This window comes from Oerskovia flava, assembly GCF_026163685.1.
GTDB lineage: Bacteria > Actinomycetota > Actinomycetes > Actinomycetales > Cellulomonadaceae > Oerskovia_A > Oerskovia_A flava.
In genome coordinates, this window is record NZ_JAOXSR010000004.1 from 226,899 (window position 1) to 242,742 (window position 15,844).

10 protein-coding genes are annotated in these 15,844 nt (G+C 71.1%); 7 read left to right on the top strand and 3 right to left on the bottom strand.

Annotated elements, in window-relative coordinates:
- The first annotated feature begins 34 nt into the window (after positions 1-34).
- The 7 genes from OHL10_RS09385 (at position 35) to OHL10_RS09420 (ending at position 10,262) form a co-directional block, all read left to right on the top strand.
- Positions 35-892 (top strand): carbohydrate ABC transporter permease, encoded by an 858-nt coding sequence (locus tag OHL10_RS09385; RefSeq protein WP_322645540.1) that lies wholly within the window; start codon positions 35-37, stop codon positions 890-892.
- Positions 889-1,779, top strand: a complete 891-nt coding sequence (locus tag OHL10_RS09390; RefSeq protein WP_265521932.1) for a carbohydrate ABC transporter permease — start codon at positions 889-891, stop codon at positions 1,777-1,779. The genes OHL10_RS09385 and OHL10_RS09390 overlap by 4 nt, the downstream gene beginning before the upstream one ends.
- Entirely contained in the window at positions 1,776-4,331 is a 2,556-nt protein-coding gene (locus OHL10_RS09395; protein WP_265521933.1) for a glycoside hydrolase family 2 protein, read from the top strand. Before OHL10_RS09390 ends, OHL10_RS09395 begins: the two co-directional genes overlap by 4 nt.
- Entirely contained in the window at positions 4,328-5,605 is a 1,278-nt protein-coding gene (locus OHL10_RS09400; RefSeq protein ID WP_265521934.1) for an AGE family epimerase/isomerase, read from the top strand. The genes OHL10_RS09395 and OHL10_RS09400 overlap by 4 nt, the downstream gene beginning before the upstream one ends.
- Positions 5,602-7,485, top strand: a complete 1,884-nt coding sequence (locus OHL10_RS18640) for a PfkB family carbohydrate kinase (protein ID WP_322645541.1) — start codon at positions 5,602-5,604, stop codon at positions 7,483-7,485. Before OHL10_RS09400 ends, OHL10_RS18640 begins: the two co-directional genes overlap by 4 nt.
- Positions 7,486-7,669: 184 nt before the next feature.
- Positions 7,670-8,818 (top strand): cellulase family glycosylhydrolase, encoded by a 1,149-nt coding sequence (locus OHL10_RS09415; protein ID WP_265521935.1) that lies wholly within the window; start codon positions 7,670-7,672, stop codon positions 8,816-8,818.
- Between the two features lie 118 nt (positions 8,819-8,936).
- Positions 8,937-10,262 (top strand): cellulase family glycosylhydrolase, encoded by a 1,326-nt coding sequence (locus OHL10_RS09420; protein ID WP_265521936.1) that lies wholly within the window; start codon positions 8,937-8,939, stop codon positions 10,260-10,262.
- A gap of 37 nt (positions 10,263-10,299) precedes the next feature.
- Here the strand turns inward: OHL10_RS09420 and OHL10_RS09425 are convergent, their stop codons facing one another.
- The 3 genes from OHL10_RS09425 to OHL10_RS09435 form a co-directional block, all read right to left on the bottom strand.
- Positions 10,300-11,769, bottom strand: coding sequence for an aminoglycoside phosphotransferase (locus tag OHL10_RS09425; RefSeq protein WP_265521937.1), 1,470 nt, complete (start codon positions 11,767-11,769; stop codon positions 10,300-10,302).
- 68 nt (positions 11,770-11,837) lie between these two features.
- A complete protein-coding gene (gene treS / locus OHL10_RS09430) occupies positions 11,838-13,583 on the bottom strand; it encodes a maltose alpha-D-glucosyltransferase (RefSeq protein WP_425498983.1) in 1,746 nt (581 codons plus the stop codon).
- Positions 13,580-15,781 (bottom strand): alpha-1,4-glucan--maltose-1-phosphate maltosyltransferase, encoded by a 2,202-nt coding sequence (locus OHL10_RS09435; RefSeq protein ID WP_425498984.1) that lies wholly within the window; start codon positions 15,779-15,781, stop codon positions 13,580-13,582. Before OHL10_RS09435 ends, treS begins: the two co-directional genes overlap by 4 nt.
- Positions 15,782-15,844: the final 63 nt, after the last annotated feature.

Sequence of the window (15,844 nt, forward strand, 5' to 3'; positions counted from 1 at the left end):
GGCGCCGGTGCCACGACGAGGAGCGCATCGGTGGGTGAGTCGGTTCACGCCGTGGCTGTTCCTCGTCGTGCCCCTGGCGTTCCTCGTGGTGTTCACCTACGTCCCCGTGGTGAACATGTTCTGGTACAGCTTCACGTCCTGGGACGGGATCGATCCCGTCAAGGAACCGGTGGGGTGGCGCAACTACGTCGAGATCTTCACGCGGCCCGAGATCTTCCGCGTCTTCCTCGTCAGCCTCTACTACCTCGTCGGTGCCGCGCTCCAGCTCGTGCTCGCCCTGTACTTCGCGACGCTGCTGAGCTTCAACACACGGTTCCGGAACTTCTTCAAGGGGATCATCTTCTTCCCCTACCTCATCAACGGTGTGGCCATCGGGCTGGTCTTCCTCTACTTCTTCCGTCCGGGTGGCACGCTCGACGCCACGCTGGCCGCGTTCGGCGTCACCGAACCACCGATGTGGCTGGGTGACCCGTCCCTCGTCAACGTCTCCCTCGCGGCGACGAGCGTCTGGCGGTACATGGGGCTGAACTTCGTGCTCTTCCTCGGGGCGATCCAGTCGATCCCGAACGAGCTGTACGAGGCCGCCGACCTGGACGGGGCGAGCTCGTGGCAGAAGTTCCGGTACATCATCGCGCCCGGCATCAAGCAGATCATCGGCCTGTCGGTCATCCTGGCGATCTCCGGAGCCCTCTCCGTGTTCGAGATCCCCTTCATCATGACCGGCGGGGCGAACGGTTCGATGACGTTCGTGATCCAGACGGTGAACACCGCGTTCACGTTCTCCAGGGTCGGGCTCGCCTCGGCGATGGCCGTGGTGCTGCTGGTCATCGTCCTGGTGATCACCTGGGTGCAGCGCCGCATCGTTCCCGACGAGAGAGGGGACCTCTCATGACCACCACCGGCACGCACGCCGCCGCCGCGCCGGCCACCCGGCGCGACCGGGATCTCGCGGTCCTGGCAGGACCTGTCGCCACGACGCTCAAGTACGCCTCGCTCGTCGTCGCGAGCCTCGTCGCCATCACACCGATCATCACGGTGGTCATGGCGGCGTTCAAGACGCAGGAGGAGTTCCGCACGACGGGACCGCTCGACCCGCCGACGAGCTGGACCAACGTGGAGAACTTCGTCACGGCGTTCACCCGCGGCGGGATGCTCCAGGGCTTCGTCAACACCTCGATCATCCTCGTGGTCTCCCTCGCGGGGACGATCCTCATCGGCACGATGGCGGCCTACGCGATCGACCGCTTCGAGTTCCGGGGCAAGCGCGTGGTCGTGGGGGCGTTCCTGCTCGCCACGCTCGTCCCCGCGGTCACCACCCAGGTCGCGACCTTCCAGATCGTCAACGGGCTCGGGCTGTTCAACACCCGCTGGGCGGCGATCGTGCTGTTCATGGGCACGGACATCATCGCGATCTACATCTTCCTGCAGTTCATGAAGTCCATCTCGAAATCCCTCGACGAGGCGGCGATGCTCGACGGGGCCAACCGGCTGACGATCTACGCGAGGATCATCTTTCCCCTCCTCAAGCCCGCGATCGCCACGGTCGTCATCATCAAGGGCATCGCGGTGTACAACGAGTTCTACCTGCCCTTCCTCTACATGCCCTCGCGGGACCTCGGCGTGATCTCCACCTCGCTGTTCCGCTTCAAGGGACCGTTCGGCGCGCAGTGGGAGGTGATCTCCGCCGGGACGGTCCTCGTGATCATCCCCACGCTGATCGCCTTCCTCCTGCTGCAGCGGTTCATCTACAACGGACTGACCTCAGGAGCCACGAAGTGACCACCACCGAGAATCCCGTGACCGAGAACCTCGTCCCCGTGGCGAGCCGTCGTGAGCTGCACGACGGGTGGACGGTGACGGCGGTCGGCGGACCCGTCCCCGCGGGGGCCGCCGTCACGGCGGTCCCCGCGACCGTGCCGGGGTGCGTGCACACCGACCTCCTCGCCGCTGGTGCGATCGTCGACCCCTACCTCGACGACCACGAGCAGCAGCTCGGCTGGATCGGTCGCAGCGACTGGGAGTACTCGACGTCGTTCACGTGGAGCCCCGACGGCCACGAGCGGCACGACCTCGTCTTCGACGGCCTCGACACCGTCGCCGAGGTGCGGGTCAACGGTGCCGTGGTCGGGCAGACGGCGAACATGCACCGGTCCTACCGGTTCGACGTCGGTGGCGTCCTCGTCGAGGGCGAGAACACGCTCACGGTGCGGTTCTCGTCACCGGTGCGGTACGCCGACCGCCAGAGCCTCCTCCTCGGGTACCGGCCGCAGGTCAACCGGCACCCGTTCAACGCGATGCGCAAGATGGCGTGCAGCTTCGGGTGGGACTGGGGACTCGACACCGCCACCTCCGGCATCTGGCGGCCCGTGCGCCTCGAGTCGTGGTCGGTGGCCCGCGTCCGGCGCGCGCAGGTCGCGGCCTCGGTCCCGGCGACGTCCGGGCCCGGCGAGCACGGGCACGTCGTCGCGGGCCGCGTCGACGTCACGGTCGAGGTCGAGCGGTCCGCGGCGTCGTCCTCGGTGTCGACTCCGTTGGTCGTCGGGACGACGGTCGGCGGGGCCCGGGTGGAGGTCGAGATCTCGGACGGAGCGGACTCGGTGGGCACGAGCGTCGAGCTGCCCGAGGTGGACCTCTGGTGGCCTCGCGGCTACGGCGAGCAGCCGCTGTACGAGGTCGCGGTCACGCTCGGGGCCGACGGCGCGCCGCTTGAGTCGGTCGACCGCCGGGTCGGCTTCCGCACCGCGACGCTCGAGATGGCACCGGACGACGACGGCACGTCGTTCCGGTTCGTGGTCAACGGGACGCCGGTGTGGGTCAAGGGCGCGAACTGGATCCCGGACGACGCGTTCCCGCACCGGGTGACGCGCGAGCGGTACGCGGCCCGGCTCGACCAGGCGGTCTCCGCGAACATGAACCTGCTCCGGGTGTGGGGCGGTGGCATCTACGAGTCGGACGACTTCTACGACCTGTGCGACGAGCGCGGGATCCTCACGTGGCAGGACTTCCTCTTCGCCTGCGCGGCGTACGCCGAGGAGGAGCCGCTCCGGTCGGAGGTCGAGGCCGAGGCACGGGAGAACGTCGCCCGGCTCGCGCACCACGCGTCGCTCGTGCTCTGGAACGGGAGCAACGAGAACATCTGGGGATTCCACGACTGGGGCTGGGAGAGGCGCCTCGACGGGCGGACCTGGGGGCTCGGCTACTACACGGAGCTCTTTCCCCGGGTCGTCGCCGAGCTCGACCCCGGCTGCTCCTACACGCCGTCGAGCCCGTGGTCCGGCGCTCTCGAAGAGCACCCGAACGACGCAGGGCACGGGTCGATGCACGAGTGGGAGCTGTGGAACCGCCAGGACTGGCCGCACTACCGGGACACGGTGCCCCGGTTCATGGCCGAGTTCGGCTGGCAGGGACCGCCGACGTGGTCGACGCTCACGCGGGCGATCAGTGACGACCCCCTGACCCCGGAGTCGCCGGGGATGCTCGTGCACCAGAAGGCGATGCAGGGCAACGACAAGCTCATCGACGGGCTCGTCGCACACCTTCCGCTGCCCGACGACATGGAGGACTGGCACTGGGCGATGTCCTGGAACCAGGCCACCGCGGTCCGGACCGCGATCGAGCACTATCGCTCCTGGGGTCCGCGCTGCATGGGGTCGGTCGTCTGGCAGCTCAACGACTGCTGGCCCGTGACGTCCTGGGCCGCGGTCGACGGGGACGGGCGCCCCAAGCCGTTGCTCCACGCGTTGCGCCACGCCTACAAGGACCGGCTGCTCACGGTGCAGCCACGTGGCCAGGACGGCGCGCTGGTCGTCGCGGTCGTCAACGACTCGGGCGAGCCGTGGTCCGGCGACCTCGTCGTGCGGCGCACCCGGTACGACGGCGTCGAGGTCGAGGCCGTCAAGATCCCCATGGCCGCGCAGGCCCGCGGGACCGTCACGGTTCCGGTGCCCGACGTCGTCGGGCGCCCGCTCGACCCGGCGTCCGAGCTGCTCGTCGCGTCCCTCGGGGACGAACGCGCGCTGTGGTTCTACGCCGAGCCGCGCGACAGCGCGCTGCGTGAGCCGGCGCTGCACGTCGAGGTCGCGACGACGGACGACGGCGCGCGGGTGCGCGTCACGACCCCCACGCTCGTGCGCGGGCTCTCCCTCCTCGCCGACAAGGTCCATCCCGACGCGGTGGTCGACGAGATGCTGGTCGACCTCCTGCCCGGCGAGAGCGTCACGTTCCACGTGACGTCGTCGGCACCGCTGGTGCGTCCGGCGCTCGCGGACACGCGTGTGCTGCGGTCCGTGAACCAGCTCGTCTCGCGGCGGGGCGAGGTGGGCGTCCGGTGACGGCGGTCTCGAGCGGCCCGACGACGTCGAGCGCAGCCTCCGCGCCGACCTGGACCGAGCGATCGACGCACCTGTCCTGGCTCGACGAGCACACACGGTCGCTCCTTCGCTTCGGGTGCGGCGTGGTGGCACCTGGAGGGGGCGCGTCGTACCTCGACGAGGACGGCCGTCCGGACCTCCGGTTCGGCGTGCTGACCTGGATCACGTGCCGGACCGTCCACGTCTACGCGCTCGGGACGATGCTGGGCATCCCTGGGTGCCGACCGGTCGCGCAGGGCGCGCTCGCCGGGCTCCTCGGGGCGCTCCGGGACGCCGAGCACGGCGGCTGGTTCCACGCGCTCGACGACCGTGGCGAACCGGAACGGACGGCGGGCAAGTCGTGCTACGACCACGCCTTCGTCCTGCTCGCGACCTCGAGCGCGACGCTCGCCGGCCTGCCCGGTGCGCGCGAGGTGCTCGACGAGGCGTGCGCGGTGTTCCTGGAGCGCTTCTGGGACGACGGGCACGGGCTCGCGCGTGACAGCTGGGACGCCGAGTTCTCGGTGCTCGACCCCTATCGAGGCCTCAACGGCAACATGCACGCCGTCGAGGCGATGCTCGCGGTCGCCGACGCGACCGGTGACAGCGCGTGGCGGGACCGCGCAGCCCGGGTCTGCGGGCTCGTCGTCCGGCTGGCGGACGAGCACGACGGCCGGCTCCCGGAGCATTTCGACAGCGACTGGGTGCCGGACCTCGAGCTCAACGCCGACCAGCCCGGCGACCAGTTCAAGCCGTTCGGCGCGACCGTCGGGCACGGGTTGGAGTGGTCGCGCCTCCTGCTTCAGACAGAAGGTGCGCTCGGACTCCTCGCACCCGCGACGTTCCACGCCACGGCGGTCGAGCTGTTCGACCGCGCCGTCGCGGACGGATGGGCTGCCGACGGTGCGGACGGATTCGTCTACACGACCGACTGGTCGGGTCGGCCCGTCGTACGGGACCGGATGCACTGGGTGGTCGCCGAAGGTATCGCGGCAGCCGACGCGCTGCACCGGCGGACGGGACGAGCGTGGTACGCCGAGCTCTACGCGACGTGGTGGGACCATGCGGACGCGCGCGTGATCGACCACGAGCGGGGTTCGTGGCACCACCAGCTCGACGAGAAGAACCGTCCGACCGGCGGCGTGTGGCCCGGGAAGCCGGATCTCTACCACGCGGTCCAGGCCACGCTGCTCCCTCGAACGCCGCTCGGCACCTCGATCGCACGTGCCGTCCACGACGGGCAGGTGTCCGCATGACCCGCTTCCTCGTGGTCGGCGAGGCGCTCGTCGACGTCGTCCCCGGACCGGGCGGCGCTCAGGAGCTGCCAGGTGGTAGTCCCGCGAACGTCGCGCTCACGCTCGGCCGGCTCGGGTGCGACGTCACGCTGGTGACGATGCTCTCCGACGACGATCGGGGCGGGGCGGTCCGCTCGTGGCTGCGGTCGGGCGATGTGGTGGTCCGGGCGACCGCGCCGTCCGGAGGTCGGACCTCGACGGCTCGTGCGGAGCTCGACACGGAGGGTCGCGCGACGTACGAGCTCGACGTCGCGTGGGAGATCGACGACGTGGACGTCGCGGGCGTCGACGTCCTGCACGTCGGCTCGGTCGCGACGTTCCTGGAGCCTGGTGCGGAGGCCGTACGAGACGCCGTCCGCCGGGTCCGGGGGCGAGCGGTCGTCGCTCTCGACCCGAACATCCGGCCCCAGCTCGTCGAGGACGAGCAGGCCGTCCGTGCGCGGGTCCACGAGCTCGTCGCGCTGGCCGACGTCGTCAAGGTGAGCGACGAGGACCTCGCCTGGCTCGCGCCCGGCCGCGACCCCGCGGAGATCGCGCGCGAGTGGTCCGCCTGGGGAGCCTCACTCGTGGTGGTGACCTTCGGGGGTGACGGGGCGCTGCTCGTCCGGCACGACGGGCGGGCCGTGCGGGTCGCGGGACGACAGGTCGACGTCGTCGACACCGTCGGCGCGGGTGACACGTTCATGGGCGCCCTGCTGGACGCGCTCGCGGTCCGTGGGGTCCGCGGTGCCGGCGGAGCGCTCCACCTGCGGGGGCTCTCCGACGCCGCGGTCCGCACCGCGGCCCGCTCTGCGGCCGTCGCGGCCTCGGTGACGGTGTCGCGGGCCGGCGCGAACCCGCCGACCAGGGCGGAGCTCCGTCATGTCGAAGGGCCTGTGCTGCCCCCGTCGCTCCCGGGCGGTCCCGTCACCGGTATGACATGGGGTTGGACCGGGGTGCGAGGCACGTGGACGGGACCTGCCGCCGACTGCTCCATGGACGAGCTCCTGGGACTCGGAGCGGACTGGGTGGCAGTGACCTTCTCGGCCCGGCAGGACACGGCCCAGTCCACGCGGATCCGGTTCGCCGACGCGCCCACCGTGACGGACGACGAGGTCCGGTCGGCCGTCCGCGCGGCGAAGGCACGGGGGTGGAAGGTGTGCCTCAAGCCCGTGGTGGACTCTGCGGACGGTACCTGGCGGGCCTTCATCGGCTTCTTCGACGACGACGTCCCCGGCGAGCCCACGTGGTCGCAGTGGTTCGACTCCTACACGCAGTTCGTCGTGCACCACGCGCGGATCGCTGCCGAGGAAGGGGCGGAGATGTTCTGCGTCGGCTGCGAGATGGTGCGCGCCGACGGTCGGGACGCCGAGTGGCGTGCCCTGATCGCCGCGGTGCGCGAGGTCTATGACGGGCTCGTGACCTACAACTGCGACAAGTACCAGGAGGACAGGGTCACCTGGTGGGATGCCGTCGACGTGATCGGCAGCTCGGGTTACCACCCGACCGGCTCGTGGGAGCAGCACCTCGACCGGATCGAGTCCGTGGTCGCGCGCGAGGACAAGCCTTTCGTCTTCATGGAGGCGGGCTGCCCCAGTCGTGCGGGTTCGCCCGAGCGGCCGAACGACTGGACGCTCGTGGGCGAGGTCTCCGGCGACGCCCAGGCCGCGTGGCTCGCCGAGATGTTCACCGCGTGCGCGCGCCGGCCCTGGGTGTCCGGCGTCTTCCTGTGGGACTGGCCCTCGCCGCTCTATGCGCGCACGGAGGCCGGGACGAACGACGACTACTGCGTCTACGGCAAACCGGGGGCGGCAGTCGTGCAGGCCGCGTTCGAGGACATGCGGTCGCGGCAGCAACCCTGACGGCCCGAGCCGGCGCCGCACCTCTTGATGGTGCACCGGTGGGGAAAATGTGACTTAAGCGGTTCAGTGCATGAGCAACGCGGTGATTGTCTGGCGAGAAGAGCCAGGCGCAGGCCGGTTCCCGGCCTGTCGACCGGTCACCGGGAGAACGGGCAAGGGTGCCCGTGGCAGGAGGAGCAGTGTGATGAGACGTGTGACGAGACGTGTGACCGGGCGGTTGGCGGTGGTCGTGGTGAGCCTGGTGCTCGCGGTCCTCGCCGTCCCGGTCGTGGGACAGGGTGCGGCAGCGGCCGACGGAGGGTTCTCGGTCGCGGGCGGCACGATCTACGACGCGAACGGCAACGAGTTCGTCCCGCAGGGGGTCAATCACGCGCACGTGTGGTACCCGACCGAGACCGGATCGTTCGCCGACATCCGGGCCGCCGGGGCGAACACGGTCCGGGTGGTCCTCTCCGGCGGGAGGTACGGCACGAGCTCGGCCGGTGACGTGAGCACCGTGATCGAGCTCTGCAAGCAGAACGAGCTGGTCTGCATCCTCGAGAACCACGACACCACCGGGTACGGAGAGGACAGCAGCGCCCGGTCGCTGGCAGACGCAGCGCAGTACTGGGCGAGCATCTCCTCCGTCCTTCGCGGGCAGGAGCGCCACGTCATGATCAACATCGGCAACGAGCCCTTCGGCAACGTCGGCTACGAGAGCTGGGCGGGTGACACGATCTCGGCGATCTCCACGCTCCGGGCCGCCGGGCTCGAGCACACCCTCGTCGTCGACGCGCCCAACTGGGGTCAGGACTGGTCCTTCACCATGAGGGACGGCGCACCTGCTGTCGCCGCTGCCGACGCGAACACGGTGTTCAGCGTGCACATGTACGGCGTGTTCGACACCTCGGCGAAGGTGCGCGCCTACATCGACTCGTTCACGAGCCGCGACCTGCCGCTCCTGGTCGGCGAGTTCGGCGACCTCCACTCGGACGGCGACCCGGACGAGGCCACGATCATGAGCTACACGAGGTCCCAGGGGGTGGGCATGCTCGGGTGGTCGTGGTCGGGGAACACCGGTGGCGTCGAGTACCTCGACATGGTCACCGGTTTCGACGCCGCCTCGCTCACGCCCTGGGGTCAGCGCTTCGTCGACGGCGTCGACGGGCTGCGAGCCAGGGGGGCGGCCGTCGCGACCGTCTACGGCGAGGGTGCCGGGGGAGGCGACGGGCCCGGCACGGCGCCGAACGGGTATCCCTACTGCGCGAGCGCCTCGTCCGACCCTGACGGGGACGGGTGGGGGTGGGAGAACAGTGCGTCGTGCGTGGTGCGCGGCTCCGCGGTCGACCGCTGACGGCGGTCGAGGAACGCGTCCGCGCGACGGAAGGACTGACATGAACCGCTTCATGAGAATCCACATCAACCGGGAGGCGCAAGGCGCTTCGTCTCCCGTGGGCGAACAAAGGAGTTCGATGAATACCACTGGACGACGTCTCTCGAACCTGGCGGTGGTGTGGGGTGCTGCAGCGCTGGTCGCGCCTCTGCTCGCCGCCCCTGTCTCGGCGGCCGAGGGCACCGACCCCGGTATCCGCGTCGTCGACGGGCGAGTGGTCGAGCCCGACGGTTCGGACCTGGTGCTCCGAGGGATCAATCACGCGCACACGTGGTACCCCCAGCAGGTGGGGGCGTTCGCCGACATCAAGGCGACGGGCGCCAACGCGGTGCGGGTGGTGCTCTCGAGCGGTGACCAGTGGACCCGCAACGGACCGGAGGACGTCGCGTCGGTCGTGCACACGTGCGACGTCAACCGGCTCGTCTGCGCGCTCGAGGTCCACGACACGACCGGCCACGGCGACGAGTACGCCCCGGCGGCGATCACGCTGGACCAGGCGGTCGACTACTGGGAGGAGCTCTACCCGACTCTCGCCGGCACGCAGGACCGGGTGCTCGTCAACATCGGCAACGAGCCGTTCGGGAACGGGGACGACGTCGTCGCGCGCTGGGCGCCCGAGACGGCGGCCGCCGTCCAGCGCTTGAGGGAGATCGGGTACGAGCACACGATCGTCGTCGATGCCCCGAACTGGGGTCAGGACTGGACGCGGACCATGGCCACGCAGGCGCAGCAGGTCTTCGACGCAGACCCGGACGGCAACACGGTCTTCTCCGTGCACATGTACGAGGTGTACGCCGACGGCCAGGTGGTCACCGACTATCTCGAGCGCTTCGTCGACGCGGGACTCCCGCTGATCGTCGGCGAGTTCGGGCCTTCTCACTACGGCAACGACGTGGACGAGGACACGATCCTCGCCGAGACGCGCCGCCTGGGCCTCGGGTGGTTCGGATGGTCGTGGAGCGGGAACAGCGGGGGTGTCGAGGACCTGGACCTGGTCCTGGACTTCGATCCCCGCACGCCGTCCGTCTGGGGGACCCGGCTCATCGACGGTCCTGACGGCATCGAGGAGACCTCGGTCGAAGCCTCGGTGTTCGGTGATCGTGCCGACGGGTGCTCGGCGGAGCTGGAGATCCAGTACGTCTGGCCCGGCGGGTACCAGGGTCAGGTCCGTGTCCAGGTCGGCGACGCCCCGGTCAGCGCCTGGTCGACGTCCTGGAAGGTGCCGGGAGGGAGCGAGCTCGTGCAGACCTGGCACGGCGCACTGGAGGTCGACCGTGGGGTCGCCACCGTCGTGAGCGAGTCGTGGAACGGCAGCGTCCCGGCGAACGGGACCGTCGACTACGGCTTCACGAGCCGCGGCGAGGCGCCGGCGTCGCCACCGGTCGTGAGCTGCGCGGCGAGCTGAGAACAGGCCGCCCCTCGGCCTTCCGAGGGGCGGCCCGTCAGCCGTCGTGGACGATGCGGTCCACGGCGGCGAGCGGGATCGGTTCCCACGAGGGCCGGTTGCGGGACTCGTACACGACCTCGTAGAGCGCCTTGTCCAGCACGAGCGCGCGGGTGATGGTCGCGGCGACCTCGTGCTGGGGGCCGGTGGCGCGTGCACGGTCGGCCTGCTCGTAGGCGTCGAGGAACGCCGTGCGGGCCTGCACGGCCCAGGTCGGGCGGCGTGCGTGCCCGACGGCGGCGGCGTAGTCGAACGAGCGGACGATCCCGGCGACGTCGCGCAGTGCGATGTCGGGTCGGGTGCGCTCGGCGACCGGGCGCAGCGGCTCGCCCTCGAAGTCGAGGACCTTCCAGCCGAAGCGTCGCGCGTGCAGCACCTGACCGAGGTGCAGGTCGCCGTGCACGGTCTGCAGGCGGGGGACGTCGCTCGCCCCGCGCAGCCTGCTCGCGGTCCGGTCCCAGAACACGTCGATCTCGGTGGCCCGGCGCCCGAGCGGGACCGAGCGTTCCGTGGCCTCGCGGGCGCGCCGGCGCAGGTCGTCGACCAGCCATTCGACGTCGACCGGGGGACCGACCGGGAAGGCCGCGCGCAGTGCCGCGTGCATGTCGGCCACCACCCGGCCCAGGTCGGCGGCGAGCTCCGCGAAGGACGTGTCCCGCCCCGCGTACGCGCAGGCCAGCTCGAAGCCGTCCCGGGCTCCGTCGACGAGCTCGCTGAGGATCATGAGGTCGGCGGTACGGTCGTCGGCGAGCGTCGTCGAGCTGGCGGGCACGTCGCCCGGCTCCCACGAGACCGTGAGGGTCGCGACGGGTGCCGGCACGCCCTTCCAGCCGGTCGCCGTGAGCGCCCGCGGGATCGTCACGTCGGGGTTCGGCCCGATCGCGAGGGCACGCAGCACCTTCATCATGGTGCCGCCCGCGGTGTGCGGCAGGACCACCGAGCTGTTGGACTGCTCGACCGCGAGCGCGCGCGCCCCGGCGAGGTCCAGCGACGCCGGCGCCTCGCTCTCCCAGGCCGCGTGCTCGAGGAGCGCAGCCCAGCACGCGGGGTGCGCCGCGCCGTCGTGCACCGCGACGACGTCGTCGGTGCGCTCGTCGCCCGAGACGTAGCCGAGCAGGGTGGCGGCGGGCGCCCCCGGCATGCCGGGGGCACCACCGACGAGGGGCGGCGTGCTCTCCGGCACGAGCACGAGCGGCACCTGCACGACGAGGTCGACCCCGTCCCCGACGAGGCGCAGGAGGTGCACGACCACCCGCACTCCGGGCCACGTGGCGGCCGTCGTGCTCGGAACCGACAGCTCGTAGGACACCCACGGCACGTGCCGCACCACGACCCCCTTGACGGGGTACCAGCGGCGCGCCGGCATCCACGCGTCGAGCAGCTCGAGGAGCTCCGCGTCAGGCACCTCCGTGCGGCGGGCGGGCCGACGGGCGTCGACCCGCACGTCGGACGGTCCGGTGGTGGGCATCGTGTCAGCTCCTGCGATCGGCTCGGGTCGGTCGGGTCCGTCCACTGCGTGGCCCGGGGCGGCGCCGGCTACGACACCGTGAGCCAGTAGAAGTCCCTCGAGCCCCATGTCATCACGACGTCCCCGTCCTCGCTCACCGAGGGGAACGTGGCCCCGCCGAACACGTCCACGAGCTTGGTGCCGACCTCCCCCGGGAGGCGGACGGTCGCGGTCCGGGCCGTCGCGGACAGGTTCGCGACGCACAGCAGCGTCTCGGTCTCGGAGCGGCGCAGGAACGCGAGCACCGCGTCGTTGTCCGTCTCGAGCGGGACGAACTCGCCCGTGCCGAGCGCCGGGTGCTGGCGCCGCACGGCGAGCATGCCGTGCACCCAGTGCAGCAACGACGTCGGCTGGGCGAGCTGCGCCTCGACGTTGATGTACGTGTAGTTGTGCACGAGCGACTGGACGAGCGGCAGGTAGAGCTTGCCCGGGTCCGCGGTCGAGAACCCGCTGTTGCGGTCCGGCGTCCACTGCATGGGGGTGCGCACGGCATCCCGGTCGGGCAACCAGATGTTGTCGCCCATGCCGATCTCGTCGCCGTAGTACAGGCAGGGGCTGCCCGGCAGCGACAGCAGGAGCGCGTGGGCGAGCTCGACCTCCTTGCGGGAGTTGTCGAGCAGGGGAGCGAGCCGACGACGGATCCCCACGTTCGCGCGCATCCGGGGGTCGGGCGCGAACCACCCGTACATCGAGGCGCGCTCCTCGGTCGAGACCATCTCGAGCGTGAGCTCGTCGTGGTTGCGCAGGAACGTGCTCCACTGGGCGTTCGGCGGGATCGCGGGCGTGTCGGCGAGGATCTCGACGATGTGGTTCGCTCGCTGGTCGCGGATCGCGTAGTAGATCCGGGGCATCACGGGGAAGTGGAAGCACATGTGGCACTCCGGCTCCTCCTCCGTGCCGAAGTAGTCCACGACGTCGCGCGGCCACTGGTTGGCCTCGGCGAGCATGATCCGCCCCGGGAACTCGGCGTCGACCATCGCCCGCACCCGGCGCAGGAACGCGTGCGTCTCGGGCAGGTTCTCGCAGTTCGTGCCCTCGGACTCGAACAGGTAGGGCACGGCGTCCAGCCGGAACCCGTCGACGCCGAGCTGCAGCCAGTACCGCGCGACGTCGAGCATCGTGTCCGCGACGCGCGGGTTCTCGAAGTTGAGGTCCGGCTGGTGGGAGAAGAACCGGTGCCAGAAGTACTGGCGGCGCACCGGGTCGAAGGTCCAGTTGCTCGTCTCGGTGTCGACGAAGATGATCCGCGCGTCCTGGTAGCGCGTGTTGTCGTCCGACCACACGTAGAAGTCGCCGTACGGGCCCTCGGGGTCGGCGCGCGACGCCTGGAACCACGGGTGCTGGTCGCTCGTGTGGTTCATCACGAGGTCGATGACGACCCGGATGCCCCGCTCGTGCGCCGCCGCGATGAGCTCGGCGAAGTCCGCCGTCGTGCCGTACTGCGGCGCGATCGCCGTGTAGTCGGCGACGTCGTACCCGCCGTCGCGCAGCGGCGAGGGGTAGAACGGCGGCAGCCACAGCGCGTCGATGCCGAGCCACTGCAGATAGTCGAGGCGGTCGATGAGCCCGCGCAGGTCTCCGGACCCGGAGCCGTCCGAGTCGGAGAACGCCCGCACGATCACCTCGTAGAAGACCGCGGTCTTGTACCAGTCGGGGTCGTCCGAGAGACCGGGCTTCGCGGCGTGCGGCGGAGCCGGCTGGCGCCGCGGCGGCAGGGCCGCCACCGGGACGGGCTGGGTCGGGGCCGGCACCGGGGCCGGGTCGTGGGCCGTCACGGGTTCCTCACGTGCACGATGTGGGCGACCTGCTGCTGCGGGTCGAGGCGGACGAAGGGCTGCGCACCCCAGCCGAAGCTGGCGCCCGAGAGGACGTCGTGGGCGACGAACCTCGGCGCGAACGGGTCGGCGTCGGCCGGCGCGTCGAGGCCGATCGCGGGCAGGTCGAGGTACACGACGGCCTCCTGGGTGTGCCACGGGTCGAGGGTGACGACCACGATGATCGTGTCGTCCTCGCCGTCGGCGGTGTGCCGGCCCGGCAGGTGGCGGGAGAACGCCAGCACCTGGTCGTTGCTCGTCGGGTGCACCGTGAGGTTGCGCAGCTGGCGCAGCGCTGGGTGCTCGCGACGGATCTCGTTGAGCCGGGTGAGCAGGGTCGAGATGCCGATCGCGTCCGCCGCGGCCCAGTCGCGGGGCTTGAACTCGTACTTCTCGTTGTCGATCTGCTCCTCGACGCCCGGGCGGGGCACGTTCTCCACCAGCTCGTACCCGGCGTACACCCCCCAGGTGGGGGCGCCGGTCGCGGCGAGCGCGGCGCGGATCGCGAACCCGGCCACCCCGCCGTGCTGCAGGTAGGGCGGGAGGATGTCGTGCGTCGTCGGCCAGAAGGACGGCCGCATGTAGGCGCCCGCGGGGCCGGAGACCTCCTCGAGGTACTCCGCCAGCTCGGTCTTCGTGTTGCGCCACGTGAAGTACGTATAGGACTGGTGGAACCCGATCCGCGCGAGCGTGTGCATCATCGCGGGCTTGGTGAACGCCTCCGACAGGAAGATCACCTCGGGGTTCGTGCGCCGCACCTCGGCGAGCAGCCACTCCCAGAACTCCAGCGGCTTGGTGTGCGGGTTGTCGACGCGGAACGCCGTCACGCCCCGGTCGATCCACACGCGCACGACCCGCAGCACCTCGGCGTAGATGCCCTCGGGGTCGTTGTCGAAGTTCAGCGGGTAGATGTCCTGGTACTTCTTCGGCGGGTTCTCCGCGTACGCGATCGAGCCGTCCGCGCGCGTCGTGAACCACTCCGGGTGCTCCGTGACCCACGGGTGGTCCGGCGAGCACTGCAGGGCGAGGTCGATCGCCACCTCCATGCGGTGGCGCCGCGCCTCGCGGACGAACGCCTTGAACGTGCGTTCGCTGCCCAGCTCCGGGTGGATCGCGTCGTGGCCGCCGTCCGCGGAGCCGATCGCGTAGGGGGAGCCCGGGTCGCCCGGCAGCGCCGTGAGCGAGTTGTTGCGGCCCTTGCGGTGCGTCCGGCCGATCGGGTGCACCGGGGTGAGGTAGACGACGTCGAACCCCATGGCCGCGATCGCGGGCAGCCGCCGCGCCGCACTCGTGAAGGTCCCCGACCGCCAGGTGCCGTTCTTCAGGCGGCGGGCGCCCTCCGAGCGGGGGAACATCTCGTACCAGGACCCGGCGAGCGCGAGCGGGCGCTGCACCTCGAGCGGGTACGTGACCGACGGCGAGACCAGGTCGCGGAGCGGGCTGCGCCCCAGCGCCTCGTGCACCTCGGGGGAGGTCGCGGCCGCGAGCCGGGCCAGCGCCGGGCGGGTCGTGTCCGCGAGCGCCGCGGCGGCGTCGGCGACCGTGCGCGTGTCGGCCGCGTCGCGGCCCGGGACGTCCGCGATGCGGTCGAACAGCCGCACCCCCTCGGCGAGCATGAGGTCGACGTCGACGCCCGCCTCGATCTTGATCGTCGCGTCGTGCACCCACGTGCCGTACGGGTCGCTCCACGCCTCGACGCGGAACGACCAGTCGCCGAGCGCGTCGGGCTGGACCGTCGCCCGGAAGCGGTCGAGGCCGGGGGCGACGTCGACCATGGGCGCGCGCGAGTGGACGGAACCGTCCGGGCCGACGAGCACGGCCGTCGCCGCGACGGCGTCGTGACCCTCGCGGAACACCGTCGCCTCGATCGGCACCATCTCGCCGACCACGGCCTTCGCCGGCCACCGGCCGCCCTCGACGACGGGGGACAGCTCCAGGACGGGGATGCGGCCGATGCCCGGTCCGCCGGTCGCCGAGACGGACCGGGCGGGCGCGACGGCGGGGTCGGGCGTGGGCGTAGCCCCGGGTGAAGTGTGAGGAGCAGGTTCGGGTGCTGGCGTGCGAGCGACGGTCGGAGCGGACCCGGTCGACGGGCGGCGGGAACGGGCGGCGGGTGCAGTCACGTGCTCACGGTATCGAGACACCGGGTGCGGTGGCATGCGCTAGCGGGGTTCGCCCGGACGCGTCGTGGCGCGATCAACGCCAGAAAGTTCATGCAAGCG

Excerpts from the sequence above, each read along its gene's own strand:
- OHL10_RS09425 (WP_265521937.1), bottom strand. The coding sequence starts at position 11,769 with ATGCCCACCACCGGACCGTCCGACGTGCGGGTCGACGCCCGTCGGCCC.
- OHL10_RS18640 (WP_322645541.1), top strand. The coding sequence starts at position 5,602 with ATGACCCGCTTCCTCGTGGTCGGCGAGGCGCTCGTCGACGTCGTCCCC.
- OHL10_RS09390 (WP_265521932.1), top strand. The coding sequence starts at position 889 with ATGACCACCACCGGCACGCACGCCGCCGCCGCGCCGGCCACCCGGCGC.
- OHL10_RS09435 (WP_425498984.1), bottom strand. The coding sequence starts at position 15,781 with ATGCCACCGCACCCGGTGTCTCGATACCGTGAGCACGTGACTGCACCC.
- OHL10_RS09420 (WP_265521936.1), top strand. The coding sequence starts at position 8,937 with ATGAATACCACTGGACGACGTCTCTCGAACCTGGCGGTGGTGTGGGGT.
- OHL10_RS09415 (WP_265521935.1), top strand. The coding sequence starts at position 7,670 with ATGAGACGTGTGACGAGACGTGTGACCGGGCGGTTGGCGGTGGTCGTG.